The sequence below is a fragment of the Verrucosispora sp. ts21 genome (genome assembly GCF_002879555.1).
Classification (GTDB): Bacteria; Actinomycetota; Actinomycetes; order Mycobacteriales; family Micromonosporaceae; genus Micromonospora; species Micromonospora gifhornensis.
Map to the genome: position 1 here is coordinate 1 of NZ_PNOZ01000111.1, position 16,188 is coordinate 16,188.

The following is a 16,188-nucleotide window of genomic DNA, read 5'->3' on the forward strand; positions in this document are numbered from 1 at the left end:
GCCCCAGCCCCAGCCCCAGCGATCATGCACTTCCCGTCGCCGTTGTGCCACTTTTGCCCCGATCTGAGGGGACCAAAAGTGCAAGATCGACGCAGACTGGGGGGTTAGGGGTGGGTTAGGTCTTTGGCTATGAGTTCGGCGATTTGGGTGGTGTTGAGGGCGGCGCCCTTGCGGAGGTTGTCGCCGGTCACGAAGAAGTCGAGGGCGCGGGGGTCGTCGAGGGCGCGACGGATCCGGCCGACCCAGGACGGGTCGGTGCCGACGGCGTCGATCGGCATGGGGAACTCGCCGGCCGCCGGGTCGTCGACCACGATCACGCCGGGCGCGTTGCGCAGCACCTCGCGGGCACCGTCGGTGTCGATCTCCGTGGCGAAGACCGCGTGCACCGCCACCGAGTGGCCGGTCACCACCGGCACTCGTACGCAGGTGGCGGAGACCTTCAGGTCGGGCAGGCCGAGGATCTTGCGCGACTCGTCGCGCAGCTTCATCTCCTCGGACGACCAGCCCTCGTCGGCCAGCAGGCCGGTCCACGGCACCACGTTGAGGGCCAACGGCGCGGGGAAGGGACCGAGGTCGTCGCCGACCGCCTGCCGTACGTCGCCGGCGCGGGAGCCCAGCGCACGGTCGCCGGCCACCTTGGTCAACTGGTCGTGCAGGGTGTCCGCACCGGCCTGACCGGCCCCGGAAACCGCCTGGTACGAGGCAAGCACCAGCTCACGAAGTCCGTACTCGCGGTGCAGCGGCGCGACCGCGATGATCATCGCAAGGGTGGTGCAGTTGCCGTTGGCGACGATGCCCCGCGGCCGGTCCCGCAGTTGCTCGGGATTGATCTCCGGCACGACCAACGGGACGTGCGGGTCCATCCGGAAGGCACCGGAGTTGTCCACCACGACCGCGCCCCGGCGTACGGCGATGGGCGCCCAGTGTGCGGCGACCTCGTCCGGTACGTCGAACATCGCGACGTCGACGCCGTCGAGCGCCTCCTCGGTCAGCGCCTGGACGGTGAGGTCCTCGCCCCGGCAGCGCACCTTGCGCCCGGCCGACCGTTCCGAGGCCAGCAGGCGGATCTCGCCCCAGACGTTGCGACGCCCGGTGAGCAGCTCACACAGGACCGTGCCGACGGCTCCCGTCGCCCCGACCACGGCCAGGGTGGGCAGCCCGGCCACCCGCCCTACCGTCCCGTCCCCGCGTACACCACGGCTTCGGTGTCGCCGCCGAGGTCGAAGGCCTCGTGGATGGCGCGGACCGCAGCGTCCAGGTCGGTGTCCCGGCAGACCACGGAGACCCGGATCTCCGACGTGGAGATCATCTCGATGTTGACGCCGGCCTGGCCCAGCGCGGCGAAGAAGCCGGCGGCGACACCGGGGTGCGAGCGCATCCCGGCACCGATCAGGGAGACCTTGCCGACGTGGTCGTCGTAGAGCAGGCCCTTGAAGTTGACCGACTCCTGGATCTTGCTCAGCGCTGCCATCGCGGTGGGGCCGTCGGCCTTGGGCAGGGTGAAGGAGATGTCCGTGCGACCGGTGCCCTCGGTGGAGACGTTCTGCACGATCATGTCGATGTTGATCTCGGCGCTCGCCGCGGTGTCGAAGATCCGCGCCGCAGCGCCCGGCTCGTCGGGCACCCCGACGATCGTGATCTTGGCTTCGCTGCGGTCGTGAGCCACTCCGGTGATCAGTGCCTGCTCCACTGGAAGCTCCTCTATCGATCCGGTGACCATCGTGCCGGTGTTTGTCGAGTATGACGAACGGACGTGGATCGGCAGCCCCGCCCGGCGGGCGTACTCCACGCTGCGCAGGTGCAGGACCTTGGCGCCGCAGGCGGCCAGCTCCAGCATCTCCTCGTAGGTGATCTGCTTGATGTGCCGGGCGTTCGGCACGATCCGCGGGTCGGCGGTGAAGACGCCGTCCACGTCGGTGTAGATCTCACAGACGTCGGCGTTCAGCGCGGCGGCCAACGCCACCGCAGTGGTGTCCGAACCGCCCCGCCCCAGCGTGGTGACGTCCTTGGTGTCCTGGGAGACGCCCTGGAAGCCCGCGACGATCACCACGGCACCCTCGTCGAGCGCGCCCTTGAGCCGCCCCGGAGTGACGTCGATGATCCGCGCCCGACCGTGCACCGAGGTGGTGATCACGCCGGCCTGCGAACCGGTGAACGAGCGGGCCTCGTAGCCCAGGTTGTGGATGGCCATGGCGAGCAGCGCCATGGAGATCCGCTCACCGGCGGTGAGCAGCATGTCCAGCTCGCGACCGGGCGGCAGCGGACTGACCTGGTTGGCCAGGTCGAGCAGCTCGTCGGTGGTGTCACCCATCGCGGAGACCACGACCACCACGTCGTCGCCGGCCTTACGGGCGGCGACGATCCGCTCGGCCACCCGCTTGATCCGCTCGGCGTTCGCGACGGAGGATCCGCCGTACTTCTGCACCACGAGTGCCACGACGGCGCACTCCCTCCCGGTTGCCCTGAGCGTGCCGCTGCCGGGCGGCACTCAGGCTGAGCGTGCCGACGCCGCCGGCACCGGTGGCCGGCGGCGCGGGTCGGTCGATGCCAGCGTATCGGTCTGCTCTGACCGCCGGGTCAGGTGATCCCACGATCCGGCCCGGCTACGCGGGCGACGTGGCGCGCGACACGCCGGAAACGGGAGCATGCCCGGGGGGTGTCCGCGCGACGCCCTCAACGCCGAGAATGACCGGGTGTACGCCCACCGGGTCGCCCCGTTCGTGTTTGCCCTGTCCGTGCTGCTCGCCGGCTGCTCGACCGATCCGCCCGCAGATCCGCCGCCGCCGACCTCGGCGCCTCGCCCGGTGGGGATGGACGCCGCCCGCGACGAGTTGGCCGCGCACGCCGCCGCCGCCCAGGATCGGCACCTGGTCGCCCGCTACGCGCTGCGGGTCGACGGCGAGGCGGACCGGTTGATCCTGGTCACCAGCGCGAACGACGGCAGTTGGCGGGTGGATGTGCCCGGCGGTGCGCTCGGCGGCACGGCCGACATCTCGCTCGCGGCCACGACCGACGGGCTGTTCCAGTGCGCGCTGCCCACGCCGACCCGACCGGAGCCGGCCAGTTGCGTACGCCTGGGCGAGCGGGACGACACCCTGCCACGCCGGCTCGACCCCCGGGTGCAGCACCCGTTCACGGACTGGCTGGACGTGCTGACCGACCGGCGCGCTCCGCTGTCCGTCTCACCGGCCATGGCACCCGCCGGGGCCAGCGGCTCCTGCTACTCCGTGGAGACCACCGCGGCGTCGATCAATCCGCCGCTGGACGTGGGGATCTACTGCTTCGACGCCGACGGCACCCTCACCGCGGTACGCGCGGCGTTCGGCACCCTGACGCTGGCCGCGACGCCGGAGCCGGCCCCGGCCTCGGTGCAGTTGGCCGGGCCGGTGGTGGAGGGTGAGCCGCTGGGCCTGGCCGCGCCCACCGACGCACCCTCGACGGCGGAAGCACCGCCAGCGGCGGACGCACCGACGACGGCGGACGGCGACCCGACCGGCACCGGAACGCCCTGACGGCATATCCGTTACGGGTGCTTTTCCCCACATCCACCCGCCCGGACCAAAGTGATCAAATCCCCCATAGGGGACACTGGTCGCATGACCGACCTCACCCCGTTACTGGCGTTCCGGTGGAGCCCCCGGGCCTTCGATCCGTACGCCGAACTGACCCGAGCCGAGGCGGCGACGTTGCTGGAGGCGGCCCGCTGGGCACCCTCGGTCGACAACGGGCAGCCGTGGCGGTTCGCGGTCGGTCACCGCGACGACGACACCTTCAAACGAATCCTGGTCAACCTGCCGCCCGGCGAGCAGCGCTGGGCCGGACGGGCCAGCCTGCTGCTGCTCGTCGCGCACCCCCGCACCGGACACCCCATGGCCGCGTACGACCTGGGTCAGGCGGTGGCCCACCTCACCGTGCAGGCGACCGCGCTCGGCCTGTACGTCCGCCAACTCACCGACCTGGATCGGGCGGGCCTGGCGACCGACCTCGACCTGGCCGACGACCTGCGACCGTACGTGGTGGTCGCGGTCGGGAAGTTGGGCGATCCGCTGAGCCTGCCGGCCGACCTGGTGCCCCACGAGACGGGTCTGCGCCACCGCCGCCCGCTCGGCGAAATGGTCCTGACCTGCGACGATGCGCTTCGGTGACCGACAGATGCGAATTGCGTCTCATATCGCGGACCCACCTTCCCACTATCACCCCCATCACGTAGGGTGACTCTGTCATGTGGCAGGCGAGCCTTCTCCTTGGTCGCCGCGACGAGGCCTGACGGCCGGCACCTCGTCGCGGAGTCGAACCGCGCCGCCAGCACTGTCCCGGACCTTCCCTCTCGGCACCGCTGCCGACAGCCACTGCTGACGTCACATGACCCAGGAGACTTTCGCCATGGCTCACCAAGCCAGCATCACCGACATCGATCCCATCGCCCGCCAGCGTCCCAGCGGGATGCCGTACCGCCGTTATGAGCCGTACCGGCAGCAGTTCCGGATCGATCTGCCCGACCGCACCTGGCCCACCCGGCACGTCGAGGCCGCCCCCCGCTGGTGCGCGGTCGACCTGCGCGACGGCAACCAGGCCCTGATCGACCCGATGTCGCCGGAGCGCAAGCGCCGGATGTTCCAACTGCTGGTCCAGATGGGCTACAAGGAGATCGAGGTCGGCTTCCCGTCGGCCAGCCAGACCGACTACGACTTCGTCCGGCAGCTGATCGAGCAGGACCTGATCCCCGAGGACGTGACGATCCAGGTGCTGACCCAGTGCCGGGAGCACCTGATCGACCGGACCTTCGAGTCCCTGCGTGGCGCGCGGCGGGCGATCGTGCACTTCTACAACTCCACCTCGACCCTGCAGCGTCGGGTGGTGTTCGGACTGGACCGCGACGGCATCGCCGACATCGCCACCACCGGCGCCCGGCTCTGCCAGAAGTACGCCGAGATCCACACCCCGGACACCGACATCCACTACGAGTACTCGCCCGAGTCGTACACCGGCACGGAGCTGGAGTACGCGCTGGAGGTCTGCGCGAAGGTCATCGAGGTGATCGACCCGACGCCGGACCACAAGCTGATCATCAACCTGCCGGCCACCGTCGAGATGGCCATGCCGAACGTGTACGCCGACTCGATCGAGTGGATGCACCGGCACCTGCCCCGCCGCGACAGCCTGGTGCTCAGCCTGCACCCGCACAACGACCGAGGCACCGGGGTCGCCGCTGCCGAGCTGGGCCTGCTGGCCGGGGCGGACCGGATCGAGGGCTGCCTGTTCGGCAACGGCGAGCGCACCGGCAACGTCGACCTGGTCACGCTGGGCCTGAACCTGTTCTCGCAGGGCATCGACCCGATGATCGACTTCTCCGACATCGACGAGGTCAAGCGGGCCGTCGAGTACTGCAACCAGCTGCCCGTGCACGAGCGGCACCCGTACGCCGGTGACCTGGTCTACACCGCCTTCTCCGGCTCCCACCAGGACGCCATCAACAAGGGCTTCGCCGCGCTGAACGCCGACGCGGCGGCGGCCGGCGTACCTGTCGACGAGTTCACCTGGGCGGTGCCCTACCTGCCGATCGACCCGAAGGACCTGGGCCGCAGCTACGAGGCGGTCATCCGGGTCAACTCGCAGTCCGGCAAGGGCGGCGTCGCGTACATCATGAAGACCGAGCACCAACTGGACCTGCCCCGCCGGCTCCAGATCGAGTTCTCCGGGGTGGTGCAGCAGGTCACCGACCACGACGGTGGCGAGGTCGCCCCGGAGACCATGTGGCAGATCTTCGCCGCGCAGTACCTGCTCGACCACCAGAGCGACCCGCGCGTGACCCTGACCGAGTACGCCATCGGCACCGCCGACGGCAAGGTCGAGATCACCGCGCAGGTCGACGTCGCCGGGAAGCCGCAGGCGCTGACCGCGATCGGCAACGGCCCGATCGACGCGTACGTCAACGCGCTGGGCTCGACCGGAGTGGCGGTACGGGTGCTCGACTACCACGAGCACGCGCTCTCCTCCGGCGGCGACGCGCAGGCCGCGGCGTACGTCGAGTGTGAGGTCGACGGTCGTACGGTCTGGGGCGTCGGCATGGACGCCAACATCGTCACCGCCTCCATCAAGGCAGTCACCAGCGCCGTCAACCGCGCCCACCGCTGAGGTGCAAGGAAGGGCCCCTTGTTAACGCATTCTGCATAGCAGGGGGCCCCTGTTAACGTCGCAGCCCCAGTCCTCACCCCTCGCGGGGTGGACGGTGCACGAACACTGCGGCGATGGCCGCCCCGGCCAGCAGCAGCCCGGCACACCAGAGCAGGGCCCCTCGGTAGGCGGCGGTCAGTTCGGTCGGCTGCGCGTACCCGGTGCCGGAGAGCCCGACCAGCAGCGGCAGGGCGGCGACCGCGAGCAGCCCGCCCACCCGGGACGCGGCGTTGTTGAAGCCGCTGGCCACCCCGGCGAACCGGTCGGCGACCGCGGCCAGGACCGACGCGGTCAGCGGCGCCACCACCATGGTCAGCCCGAGCCCGAACAGCGCCGCTCCGGGCAGCACCTGCCGCCAGTAGGACGTCCCCGGGCCGACCTCGCGCAGCAGCAGCAGGCCGACAGCGGCCAGCGCCGGCCCCACGGTCAGCAGCAGCCGTGGTCCGATCTTCGCCGACAGCGCACCCGCCACCGGTGAGCCGACAAGCAGCAGCAGGGTCATCGGCACCAGCGCCAGCCCGGTCACGAACGCCGACCAGCCGACCACGTTCTGCAGGTAGACCGCGATGAAGAAGGTGAACCCGCCGAGCGCGGCGTAGACCAGCACGGTGAAGATGTTCAGCACCGAGAACAGCTGGCTGCCGAACAGCCCGGTCGGCAGCATCGCCGTCTCGCCGCGCCGCCGCTCCACCAGCACGAACGCCACCGCGGCGAGCACCGCGACCACGGCCGCCCCGGCCACCGGCGGCGATTGCAGGCCCCGACCCGGCGCGTCGACCAGGGCGTACGTGACACCGGCCAACGCGACCGCACCCAGCAGCGCACCGGCGACGTCGAAGCGTCGGCCCCGCTCGCCGGTCCCACGGGTCCGCGAGGTGCTCTCGTCCCGACTCTCCGGCATCCAGCGCAGGGCGGCCAGCACCACGAGCACCGCCAGCGGCACGTTCAGGAAGAAGATCCACCGCCAGGAGAGGGCGTCGATCAGCCAGCCGCCGAGGAGCGGGCCGAGTGCCGTGGAGACCCCCGACAGGCCCGACCAGACTCCGATCGCCTTCGCCCGTTCGTCGGGATGGAAGCTGGACTGCAACAACGACAGCGAACCGGGTGTCAGCAGGGCCGCGCCGGCACCTTGCAGCAGGCGGGCGGCGATCAGCCAGTCGGTCCGCAGGGCCAGTCCGCAGAGCGCCGACGCGCCGGTGAACCACAGGACGCCGATCAGGAAGACCCGTCGCCTGCCGAACCGGTCGCCGAGCGCGCCTCCGAGCAGGACGAACGCGGCCAGGGTCAGCAGGTACCCGTTGACCGTCCACTGTAGGCCGGAAACCGACGCGTCGAGGTCGGCGCCGAGCCTGGGCAGGGCCACGTTGACCACGGTGGTGTCCAGAAAGGCCATGCCGGAGGCGAGTACGGCGGCGGCGAGGGTGCCCCGGCCGGCTGCCGTACTCATCCGTAGGGCGGGTGCGGGTTCAGGCATGCCTACCAATCTGCCGTGCGCCATCTGCCAGACACCACGAAACGCCAAAACACCGTACGGGTACTGTGCGGGATCGGCGAATACCCGCAAGCTGGAGAGGTGTCGTCTGTGCGTACCAGATCAGGACCCCGCGCCCTGGGGGCGCTCGCGCTCGTCGCGGCGCTGACCCTCGGCGCAGCCGGGTGTGTTCCGCTCGACGAGGTGCCGGACGCCTCGTCGAGCAGCGGCGGTGGCACCGCCAACCAGATGCTCTCGGAGTTGACCGTCGCCGAGGCCAACCCGATGCGCGGCTACAGCCGCAAGCGCTTCCCGCACTGGCGTAAGACCGGCCAGAACTGCGACGTCCGCGACACGGTGCTGGAGCGCGACGGCAAGGGCATCAAACGTTCGGGCTGCAACGTTGTCGGTGGTCAGTGGGAGAGCGTGTACGACGGCCGCAGCTTCACCGATCCCCTGCAGGTCGACATCGACCACATGGTTCCGCTGGCAAACGCCTGGCGTTCCGGAGCCGACGAGTGGGACGACACCAAGCGGGGCGATTTCGCAAACGATCTTGACCGGCCGCAGCTTTTCGCGGTTTCCGCCTCTTCCAACCGGGCAAAGGGTGACCAGGATCCGTCCCAGTGGAAACCGCCGAGCCAGTCATATTGGTGCCAATACGCCCACGACTGGGTGGCGGTCAAGCACCACTGGCAGCTGACGGTGACCAGTGCCGAGAAGGCCGCACTTACCGACATGTTGGAGGGCTGCACATGGGAGAGCAAGCCGTAACCGGAGCGGCCGACGACCCGACGTCCGAGCGTACGCAGGACGCCGACGCAGCAGACGCGGTGGCGGATGGCGGTCCGGGCCCGACCACGGCCGGGATGACCGCCGACGGCGCCGCCGCGAGCGAGGTCGAGGTACCGGGTGCCGGCATGATCGCCGACGCCGGGGGCGCGAGCGGCCCGCAGAGCCGCACGACGGACATCGTGCCCGGACCGGGCGGGGTGATGACCGACGAGGTCGGCGTGGTCACCGGTGAGCTGACCCTGCGCACCGAATTCGCCGACGGCCAGGTCACGCTGCACGTTCAGTACAAGGAAGCGGACGAGTGGTACGTGGTCAGCGGCGGCAAGGCTGCGCTGAACGACGCCGCCGGCCTGGACGCGGTGCACGACATCGCGGTCGGCCTGCTGAACCGCCCCGAGGGCTGAACCTGCCCCGGGCGCTGAGCCTGCCCGAGCGTCGCAGACGTTAAAAAGGGCCCCTTCCTATACGCCAGGCGTTAGGAAGGGGCCCTTCCTTACACGAAGGAGCCGGGTTCGCTGGGGGCGGAGACGGTGTCGGGCTCCTCGCCCTCACCCGCCGGCCTGACGATCTCCACGCTCACCTTGTGCGGACGCAGTTCACCGCTGGCGATCCGCTCCGCGAAGTGGCAGGCGACCCGGCTTTCGCCGATCTCCCGCAGCACCGGACGCTCGTCCGCGCAGCGGGTCGGCTGCGCCCACGGGCACCGGGTGTGGAAGCGGCAGCCCGCCGGCGGATTGGCCGGCGAGGGCAGGTCACCGGCGAGCAGGATGCGCTCGCGCCGGTCCTCGACGTCGGGGTCCGGCACCGGCACCGCCGACATCAACGCCCGGGTGTACGGGTGCAGCGGCTCGGTGTAGAGCCGGTCACCGGGCGCCTCCTCCACAAGTGCGCCCAGGTACATCACGCCGACCGTGTCGGAGATGTGCCGGACCACCGCCAGGTCGTGCGCGATCACCAGGTAGGTCAGGCCGAGGCTGTCCTGCAACTCGTCGAGCAGGTTGACCACCTGGGCCTGGATCGACACGTCAAGCGCGGAGACCGGCTCGTCGGCGACGATCAGCTCCGGCCCCAGCACCAGGGCACGGGCGATGCCGATGCGCTGCCGCTGTCCGCCGGAGAACTCGTGCGGGTAGCGGGACAGCGCCCAGCGGGGCAGCCCGACCTTGTCCAGCGTCTCCGAGATGATCTTCCGGCGCTCCTCCCGGCTGCCGCCGATGCCGTGCGTCTGGAGGCCCTCGGTCAGGATCGATTCGATGTTCTGCCGGGGATCGAGGCTGGACATCGGATCCTGGAAGATCATCTGCATCCGCTTGCGCATGGCGCGCAGCTTGTTCGGTGCGAGGGTGGTCAGCTCGACACCGTCGAAGCTGACCTGCCCGGCGGTCGGCGGGTTGAGCTGGAGCAGCGCCCGCCCGAGGGTGGACTTGCCGCAACCCGACTCACCGACCAGCCCGTAGGTCTTGCCCCGCGCGATGCGCAGGTCGACGCCGTCGACCGCCTTGACGTGGCCGACCGTACGGTCGAACAGCACTCCCCGCTTGATCGGGAAGTGCACCTTCAGGTCCCGTACCTCGACGAGGATGTCGCTGTCGGTCATGGCTTCTCCTCCTCGCGCGGCGCCGGCACCTGGCCACCGGCCGAGGTCGCCTCGCCGGATGCCGCCGGGTCGACGGATGCCGCCGGGTCGACGGGTGCTGCCGGGTCGACGGGTGCTGCTGCCGGGGTCGCGCCCGCCGGCGGAGCCGGGTTGACGCAACGGTAGCTGCGGCCGTCGTGAGCCGACACCAGCTCCGGCGGCTGGCCCACACACGCATCCACCCGTCGGGTGCAGCGCGGGGCGAAGGCACAACCCTCCGCCCAGGGCAGCAGATCCCGTACCGAGCCCGGGATGGGGGTGAGCCGCTCGCCACGTCCGGCGTCCAGACGCGGCACCGACCCGAGCAACCCCACGGTGTACGGGTGCCTCGGCTCGCGGAACAGCGGACGCCGTCGGGCGGTCTCCACCACCCGGCCGCCGTACAGGACGTTGATCGTGTCGCACATGCCGGCCACCACACCGAGATCGTGGGTGATCATCACCAGCGCGGTGCCGGAGTCGCGGACCAGGTCCTTGAGCAGTTCCAGGATCTGCGCCTGGATGGTGACGTCCAGGGCGGTGGTCGGCTCGTCGGCGATCAGCAGGCGCGGCTGGCAGGCCACCGCCATGGCGATCAGGGCCCGCTGCCGCATCCCACCGGAGAGCTGGTGGGGATATTCCTTCAGCCGCCGCTTCGGGTCCGGGATGCCCACCCGGTCCAGCAACTGGGCGGCTTCCTTCGCCGCCGCGTCACCCTTCATCCCGCGGTGCCGGGTCAGCACCTCGGTGACCTGGAGGCCGATCGGGATGACCGGGTTCAGCGACGACAGCGGGTCCTGGAAGATCATCGCGATGTCCCGACCCCGGATGTCGCGCCGGGACCGGTCGTCGAGTTGCAGCAGGTCGGTGCCGTCGAAGACGGCCTTGCCGCCCACCGTCAAGCCGGGTTGCTTGGGCAGCAGCCCCATGATGGCCAGCGAGGTCACCGACTTGCCGCAGCCGGACTCGCCGACCAGGCCGACCACCTCACCGGTGTCGACCGTGAAGGAAACCCCGTCGACGGCGCGTACGGTGCGTTGACCACGCCGGGCGAAGCTGACCGAGAGGTCTTCCACTTCAAGTAGTGCCATTTTTCTACTTCCGCAGCTTCGGGTCGAGGGCCTCACGCATCGCCTCACCGAGCAGGGTGAAGCCCAGCGCGGTGATGATGATGGCAACCGCCGGGTAGATGGCCAGTGCGGGCCGAATGCCGAGCCACGGCTGCGCGTCGGCAAGCATGACGCCCCACTCGGGTACGGACGAGTCCGGGTTACCGAGGCCGAGGTAGGACAGGGCGGCGGCCTCGATGATCGCGGTGGCGAGCGTCAGCGTGGCCTGCACGATGACCGGGGCCAGCGAGTTCGGCAGCACGTGCGCCAGCGCGATCCTCGACTTGCTGACGCCGAGCGAGGTGGACGCCAGCACGTATTCCTTGTTGGACTGGACGATCATCGAGCCGCGCAGCAGCCGGGCGAAGATCGGCACCGAGACCATACCGACGGCGATCATGACGGTGATCAGGCTCGGCCCGAGCAGCGCCGCGATGCTCACCGCGAGCAGCAGGCTGGGCAGCGCCAGCAGCATGTCGATGAAGCGCATCAGGGTGGCGTCCACCATGCGGCCCCACCGGCCACCGAGACCGGCGGCGGCACCCGCCACACCGCCGATCAGCGCGCCGAGCGCCAGACCGATCAGGGTGGCGACCACACCGACCAGCAGGGTCTGCCGGGCTCCGATGATCATCCGGCTGAACACGTCCCGACCCTGGTGGTCGTAGCCGAGCCAGTGTTCGGAGGAGGGGCCGGGGATGAGGCCCTGCCCCACCTTGACCACACCCTCGCGGATGCCCATCGTGTCCTTCGGGCCGTACGGCACGAAGAACGGCCCGAAGATGGCGACCAGGACGAAGATGGCCAGGATGACCGCGCCGACGATGGCGGCCGGGTTACGTCGCAACCGGCGGAACGCGTCCTGCCAGAGGCTGACCCCGCGCTCGTCCTCCCGGGCGGCCAGTTCGGCGAGGCGGTCGATCTTCTCGCGCTTCTTCCCGCTGATGATCGTCATCGGACCCTCACCCTCGGGTCGATCAGGCTGTACGAGAGGTCCACGATCAGGTTCACCATGACGTAGACCACTGCGATGATCATGATGAAGCCCATCAGGACGGGATAGTCACGGTTACTGATGGCCTCGGCGAGGAAGGCTCCGATCCCGCTGAAGGCGAAGACCGTCTCGGTGAGCACCGCCCCGGAGAGCAGACCGCCGGTGAGCAGACCGATCGAGGTGGCCACCGGCAGCATCGCGTTGCGCAGCACGTGTCGGCGGCGTACGACGTTCTCGGTCAGGCCCTTGGCCTCGGCGGTGCGGACGAAGTCCTCGCCGAGCACTTCGAGCACGCTGGCCCGGGTGATCCGGACGATGATCGCCAACGGGATGCTGGCAAGTGCCATGCCCGGCAGGACCAGATGCCAGAGCGCGTCGGCGGCGGCGTCCCACTCCCGGGTCATCAGCCCGTCCAGGACGAAGAAGTTGGTGATCCGGGTGGCGCCGAGAATCGGGTCCTGTCGGCCGCTGGAGGGGAACCAGCCGAGATTCTCCGAGAAGATCGCCTTGAGCACGTACGCCAGGAAGAAGACCGGGATGCAGATGCCGATCAGCGATCCACCGACGGACGCGTAGTCGAGGAACCGGCCGCGCCTGCGGGCGGCCAGGTAGCCCAGCGGGATGCCGATGCCGATCGCGATCACCATGGCGGTGATGGTCAGCTCGATCGTGCCGGGGAAGCGCTGGAGGAACTCGGTGGTCACCTCGCGCTTGGTGGAGATGGAGGTGCCGAGGTCGAGGCGGATCATCCGCTTCACGAACCGGCCGTACTGGATCAGGATCGGCTCGTCGAGGCCGAGGTTACGGCGGATGGCGGCCCGCATCTCAGGCGTGCCCCGCTCGCCGAGGATGGCGGTCTCAGGGCCGCCCGGCAGCCGCCGGAGCCAGATGAACAACAGAATGGAGAGCCCGAACAGCGTGGGTATCAGCTGTAGCAGGCGTCTGATGATGAACCGGAACACGGCGGCCTCGGAGGGGTGCTGAGGATCGCGGGCGGACGCTGTGGGTAACAGCGCCCGCCCGCGGTCGGTGCTTCAGGTCAGGACTTGAACTCGGCGGTGGAGAACCGCTCGTCGGTGAGCGGGCTCGCCTTGACCCCGGTCACGTCCTTGCCGAACACGATGGCCGGCGGCGAGTGCGAGATCGGCACACCGGGCAGGAAGTTCATGATGTCGGCGTTCAGCTCCTTGTAGAGCGCGACCCGCTCCGCCATGTCGGCGGTGCTGTCAGCCTTCTTGAACTTCTCGAACAGGGCCGGGTTGTTGAAGCCCCACTCGTCCTTCTGCCGGTCGAAGAACGTACCGATGAAGTTGTAACCGTCGCCGTAGTCGCCGGTCCATCCGAGGAAGTGGATGTCGTGCTTGTCACCGGAGGTGGTGGCGTTGAGGTAGTCCGGGCTCCACTTGAGCGGGATCGCCTCGATCTTGATGCCAGCCGCCTGGAGGTCCGCCGAGATCAGCTCGAACAGGTCCTTCGGGTTCGGCATGTAAGGCCGGGTGACCTCGGTCGGGTAGTGGAACCGCAGGGTCAGGTCCGACGCACCGGCCTCGGCCAGCAGCGCCTTGGCCTTCTCGACGTCGTACTCGTACTTGGTGACGTCGCCGTTCCAGCCCTCGACGGTGTCGGGGAAGAAGTTCACCGCGACCTGGGCGCCCGGAGGCAGCTTCGAGTCGACCAGGGCCTGGCGGTTGATCGCGTGCGCGAGCGCCTGCCGGACCTTGAGGTCGGCCAGCTTCGGGTTCCCCTTCTGGTTGATCGCCAGGTAGAGGATGTTGAAGGCCGGACGGGTCAGGACGTTGAAGCCCTCGCCCTTCAGCGGCTCGACGTCGGCCGGGCCGACCAGGTCGTAGCCCTGGATGCCACCGGAACGCAGTTCCTGCTTACGGGCGTTCTCGTCCGAGATGGTCTTGAAGATCAGGGTCTTGAGCTTGGCCTTCTCGCCCCAGTAGTCCTCGTTCCGCTCCAGGGTGAGCGTCTTGTTCGGGACGTCCCAGGCCTTGAACTTGAACGGGCCGGTACCGGTCGGGTGCGCGGTCGCGTACTCCGGGTACTTGATGTCATCCGCGCTGCCCGAGATGTTGCTGGCGTCGTACTGCTCCAGCGCCTTGGGGCTGTGGATGGAGAAGGACGGCAGCATCAGGGCGGCCGGGATCTTGCTGGAGACCCGGGTGAAGGCCAGGCTGACCGTGGTCGGGTCGGTGGCGGTGCAGGACTTGAAGAGACTTTCCGGCAGAGTGTCGTCCTCGTTGACGGCGTAGCCGCCCATGATGTCCTGCCAGTACGCCGTCACGTCCGGGCTCTGCATCAGGCCCTTGGCGTTGTACCAGCGGTTGAAGTTGTAGCAGACAGCCTCGGCGTTGAACTCCTCGCCGTCGTGGAACTTCACACCGGAGCGCAGCTTGAACGTCCAGGTCGTGCCGGCGGCGTCCGGCTCCCAGGACTCGGCGAGACCGGGACTGACCTTGGTGCCACCGTCTTCCGGGCGGACCAGGGTCTCGAACACCTGACGGGCCACGCGCAGCGACTCACCGTCGCTCGCGAGACTCGGGTCCAGCACCTTCGGGTCTCCGGCAACGCCGAAGACAAGGGTGTCCTTCTTATTACCGCCGGAGCCTTCTTCGCGGTCGCTTTCGGCGCAGCCTGCTACCGCGAGGGCCGCGGCCGCGATGGCCGCGATAGCGACCTTCGGCCTGGATGCACGCATGGTGCTTTCACCTCGTCCTAGGGGGTACGGACAACGTGGTGACAGGGTCACCGCTGGCGGTGACCTTAGCTCCCGTTCGGACTGGCCGGAAACGGCACGGGAAGCTCTTGGTACCGGATCGTGTCCTTAGTGACCGACCGCTGTAACAACCCCCATCGGACTATCGGACAAACAGCCCAATAACCCCACGCCAATCGATATCATTCTGTTACATCGATCGGGCTTCCGATCGCGACACTGTCACACCTCGGCGGGCCGCGCGAGCCGTACCCGCCAGCGCGGGCACGGCTCGAACACTGCCCCCGTCGACCCGGTCGGCGACGGCTCTAGACGGCTCGTCGACCCTCGAAGGCCCGACCCAGCGTGATCTCGTCGGCGTACTCCAGATCACCGCCGACCGGCAGCCCACTTGCCAGCCGGGTCACCGAGATCCCCATCGGCTTGACCATCAACGCGAGGTAGGTGGCGGTCGCCTCGCCCTCGGTGTTCGGATCGGTGGCCAGGATCAACTCACGGACCGCACCACCGCCGAGACGGGTCATCAACTCCCGGATGCGCAGATTGTCCGGACCGATGCCCTCCAGCGGATTGATCGCCCCACCGAGTACGTGGTAGCGCCCGCGGAACTCACCGGTCCGCTCGATCGCCACGACGTCCTTCGGCTCCTCGACCACGCAGATCACCTCGTCGCTGCGACGCGGGTCGCGGCAGATCCGGCACTGGTCGGACTCGGCGACGTTGTAGCAGTTGGTGCAGAACCGCACCAACTCCTTGACCTTGCGTAACGCGCCCGCCAGCCGATTGACGTCGGCCGGATCCGCGGACAGCACGTAGAAGGCGATCCGCTGCGCACTCTTCGGACCGACGCCCGGCAGCCGACCCAACTCGTCGATCAGGTCCTGGATGGCACCCTCGTACATCTGTGGGCTCAGAACCCGGGCAGGCCGAGGCCGCCCATCCCGCCCGCCACCGGGCCCATCTTCTGCTCGGTCAACTGGCGGGCCGCCTCGCTGGCGTTGTTCAGCGCCGCGACGACCAGGTCCTCCAGGGTCTCCACGTCCTCCGGGTCGACCGCCTTCGGATCGATCTTGATGCTCTTGATCTCGCCAGCACCGGAGACCGTCGCGGTGACCAGACCGCCACCGGCGGTGCCGGTGACCTCGGCCTCGGCCAACTCGGCCTGCGCCTTGGCGATCTGCTGCTGCATCTTCTGCGCCTGCTTCAGCATCTGCTGCATGTTCGGCTGTCCACCAGGCCGCACGACGGCTCCCTTGACTCGGCTACGTAACCACGCCCACCCTAACCGCCCCCCACCGACCCCACCCC

The 16,188-nt window shown here is 69.2% G+C and carries 15 protein-coding genes; 5 read left to right on the forward strand and 10 right to left on the reverse strand.

What is annotated here, in order from left to right:
* Nucleotides 1–104: 104 nt before the first annotated feature.
* Together C1A38_RS28410 and C1A38_RS28415 are read right to left on the reverse strand one after the other, a co-directional pair.
* A complete protein-coding gene (locus C1A38_RS28410; RefSeq protein ID WP_102660770.1) occupies nt 105–1,166 on the reverse strand; it encodes an aspartate-semialdehyde dehydrogenase in 1,062 nt (353 codons plus the stop codon).
* A 5-nt stretch (nt 1,167–1,171) separates the two neighbouring features.
* Nucleotides 1,172–2,437, reverse strand: a complete 1,266-nt coding sequence (locus C1A38_RS28415; RefSeq protein WP_013736350.1) for an aspartate kinase — start codon at nt 2,435–2,437, stop codon at nt 1,172–1,174.
* Between the two features lie 208 nt (nt 2,438–2,645).
* On the opposite strand from C1A38_RS28415, the gene C1A38_RS28420 reads away from it, so the two are divergent.
* The 3 genes from C1A38_RS28420 to leuA all read left to right on the forward strand — a co-directional run bounded on the left by C1A38_RS28420 (nt 2,646) and on the right by leuA (nt 6,135).
* Nucleotides 2,646–3,512 (forward strand): hypothetical protein, encoded by an 867-nt coding sequence (locus tag C1A38_RS28420; protein ID WP_233197083.1) that lies wholly within the window; start codon nt 2,646–2,648, stop codon nt 3,510–3,512.
* 84 nt (nt 3,513–3,596) lie between these two features.
* Nucleotides 3,597–4,145, forward strand: coding sequence for a nitroreductase family protein (locus C1A38_RS28425; RefSeq protein ID WP_102660771.1), 549 nt, complete (start codon nt 3,597–3,599; stop codon nt 4,143–4,145).
* Nucleotides 4,146–4,362: 217 nt separating this feature from the next.
* The gene (gene leuA, locus C1A38_RS28430; RefSeq protein ID WP_102660772.1) at nt 4,363–6,135 is read left to right on the forward strand and encodes a 2-isopropylmalate synthase; all 1,773 of its coding nucleotides are present in this window, start codon (nt 4,363–4,365) and stop codon (nt 6,133–6,135) included.
* A 73-nt stretch (nt 6,136–6,208) separates the two neighbouring features.
* Here the strand turns inward: leuA and C1A38_RS28435 are convergent, their stop codons facing one another.
* Complete coding sequence (locus C1A38_RS28435; protein ID WP_102660773.1) at nt 6,209–7,648, reverse strand: MFS transporter; 1,440 nt, start codon at nt 7,646–7,648, stop codon at nt 6,209–6,211.
* Nucleotides 7,649–7,756: 108 nt separating this feature from the next.
* On the opposite strand from C1A38_RS28435, the gene C1A38_RS28440 reads away from it, so the two are divergent.
* Nucleotides 7,757–8,419, forward strand: coding sequence for an HNH endonuclease family protein (locus C1A38_RS28440; protein ID WP_102660774.1), 663 nt, complete (start codon nt 7,757–7,759; stop codon nt 8,417–8,419).
* The gene (locus C1A38_RS28445; protein ID WP_102660775.1) at nt 8,401–8,844 is read left to right on the forward strand and encodes a hypothetical protein; all 444 of its coding nucleotides are present in this window, start codon (nt 8,401–8,403) and stop codon (nt 8,842–8,844) included. Before C1A38_RS28440 ends, C1A38_RS28445 begins: the two co-directional genes overlap by 19 nt.
* A gap of 89 nt (nt 8,845–8,933) precedes the next feature.
* On the opposite strand, the gene C1A38_RS28450 is transcribed toward C1A38_RS28445, so the two are convergent.
* From C1A38_RS28450 to C1A38_RS28480, 7 genes are all read right to left on the reverse strand, one after another.
* Complete coding sequence (locus C1A38_RS28450) at nt 8,934–10,037, reverse strand: ABC transporter ATP-binding protein (RefSeq protein WP_102660776.1); 1,104 nt, start codon at nt 10,035–10,037, stop codon at nt 8,934–8,936.
* The gene (locus tag C1A38_RS28455) at nt 10,034–11,146 is read right to left on the reverse strand and encodes an ABC transporter ATP-binding protein (protein ID WP_233197084.1); all 1,113 of its coding nucleotides are present in this window, start codon (nt 11,144–11,146) and stop codon (nt 10,034–10,036) included. The genes C1A38_RS28450 and C1A38_RS28455 overlap by 4 nt, the downstream gene beginning before the upstream one ends.
* A gap of 4 nt (nt 11,147–11,150) precedes the next feature.
* Nucleotides 11,151–12,119, reverse strand: a complete 969-nt coding sequence (locus C1A38_RS28460; RefSeq protein WP_102660778.1) for an ABC transporter permease — start codon at nt 12,117–12,119, stop codon at nt 11,151–11,153.
* Nucleotides 12,116–13,120 carry an ABC transporter permease gene (locus C1A38_RS28465; protein ID WP_102660779.1) on the reverse strand — a complete coding sequence of 335 codons (1,005 nt, stop codon included), beginning with the start codon at nt 13,118–13,120 and terminating at the stop codon, nt 12,116–12,118. Before C1A38_RS28465 ends, C1A38_RS28460 begins: the two co-directional genes overlap by 4 nt.
* Before the next feature lie 77 nt (nt 13,121–13,197).
* A complete protein-coding gene (locus C1A38_RS28470; protein ID WP_102660780.1) occupies nt 13,198–14,862 on the reverse strand; it encodes an ABC transporter substrate-binding protein in 1,665 nt (554 codons plus the stop codon).
* Nucleotides 14,863–15,188: 326 nt separating this feature from the next.
* Nucleotides 15,189–15,782 carry a recombination mediator RecR gene (recR, locus tag C1A38_RS28475; RefSeq protein WP_013736362.1) on the reverse strand — a complete coding sequence of 198 codons (594 nt, stop codon included), beginning with the start codon at nt 15,780–15,782 and terminating at the stop codon, nt 15,189–15,191.
* An 8-nt stretch (nt 15,783–15,790) separates the two neighbouring features.
* Nucleotides 15,791–16,099 (reverse strand): YbaB/EbfC family nucleoid-associated protein, encoded by a 309-nt coding sequence (locus tag C1A38_RS28480; protein ID WP_233197085.1) that lies wholly within the window; start codon nt 16,097–16,099, stop codon nt 15,791–15,793.
* Between the last annotated feature and the right edge of the window lie 89 nt (nt 16,100–16,188).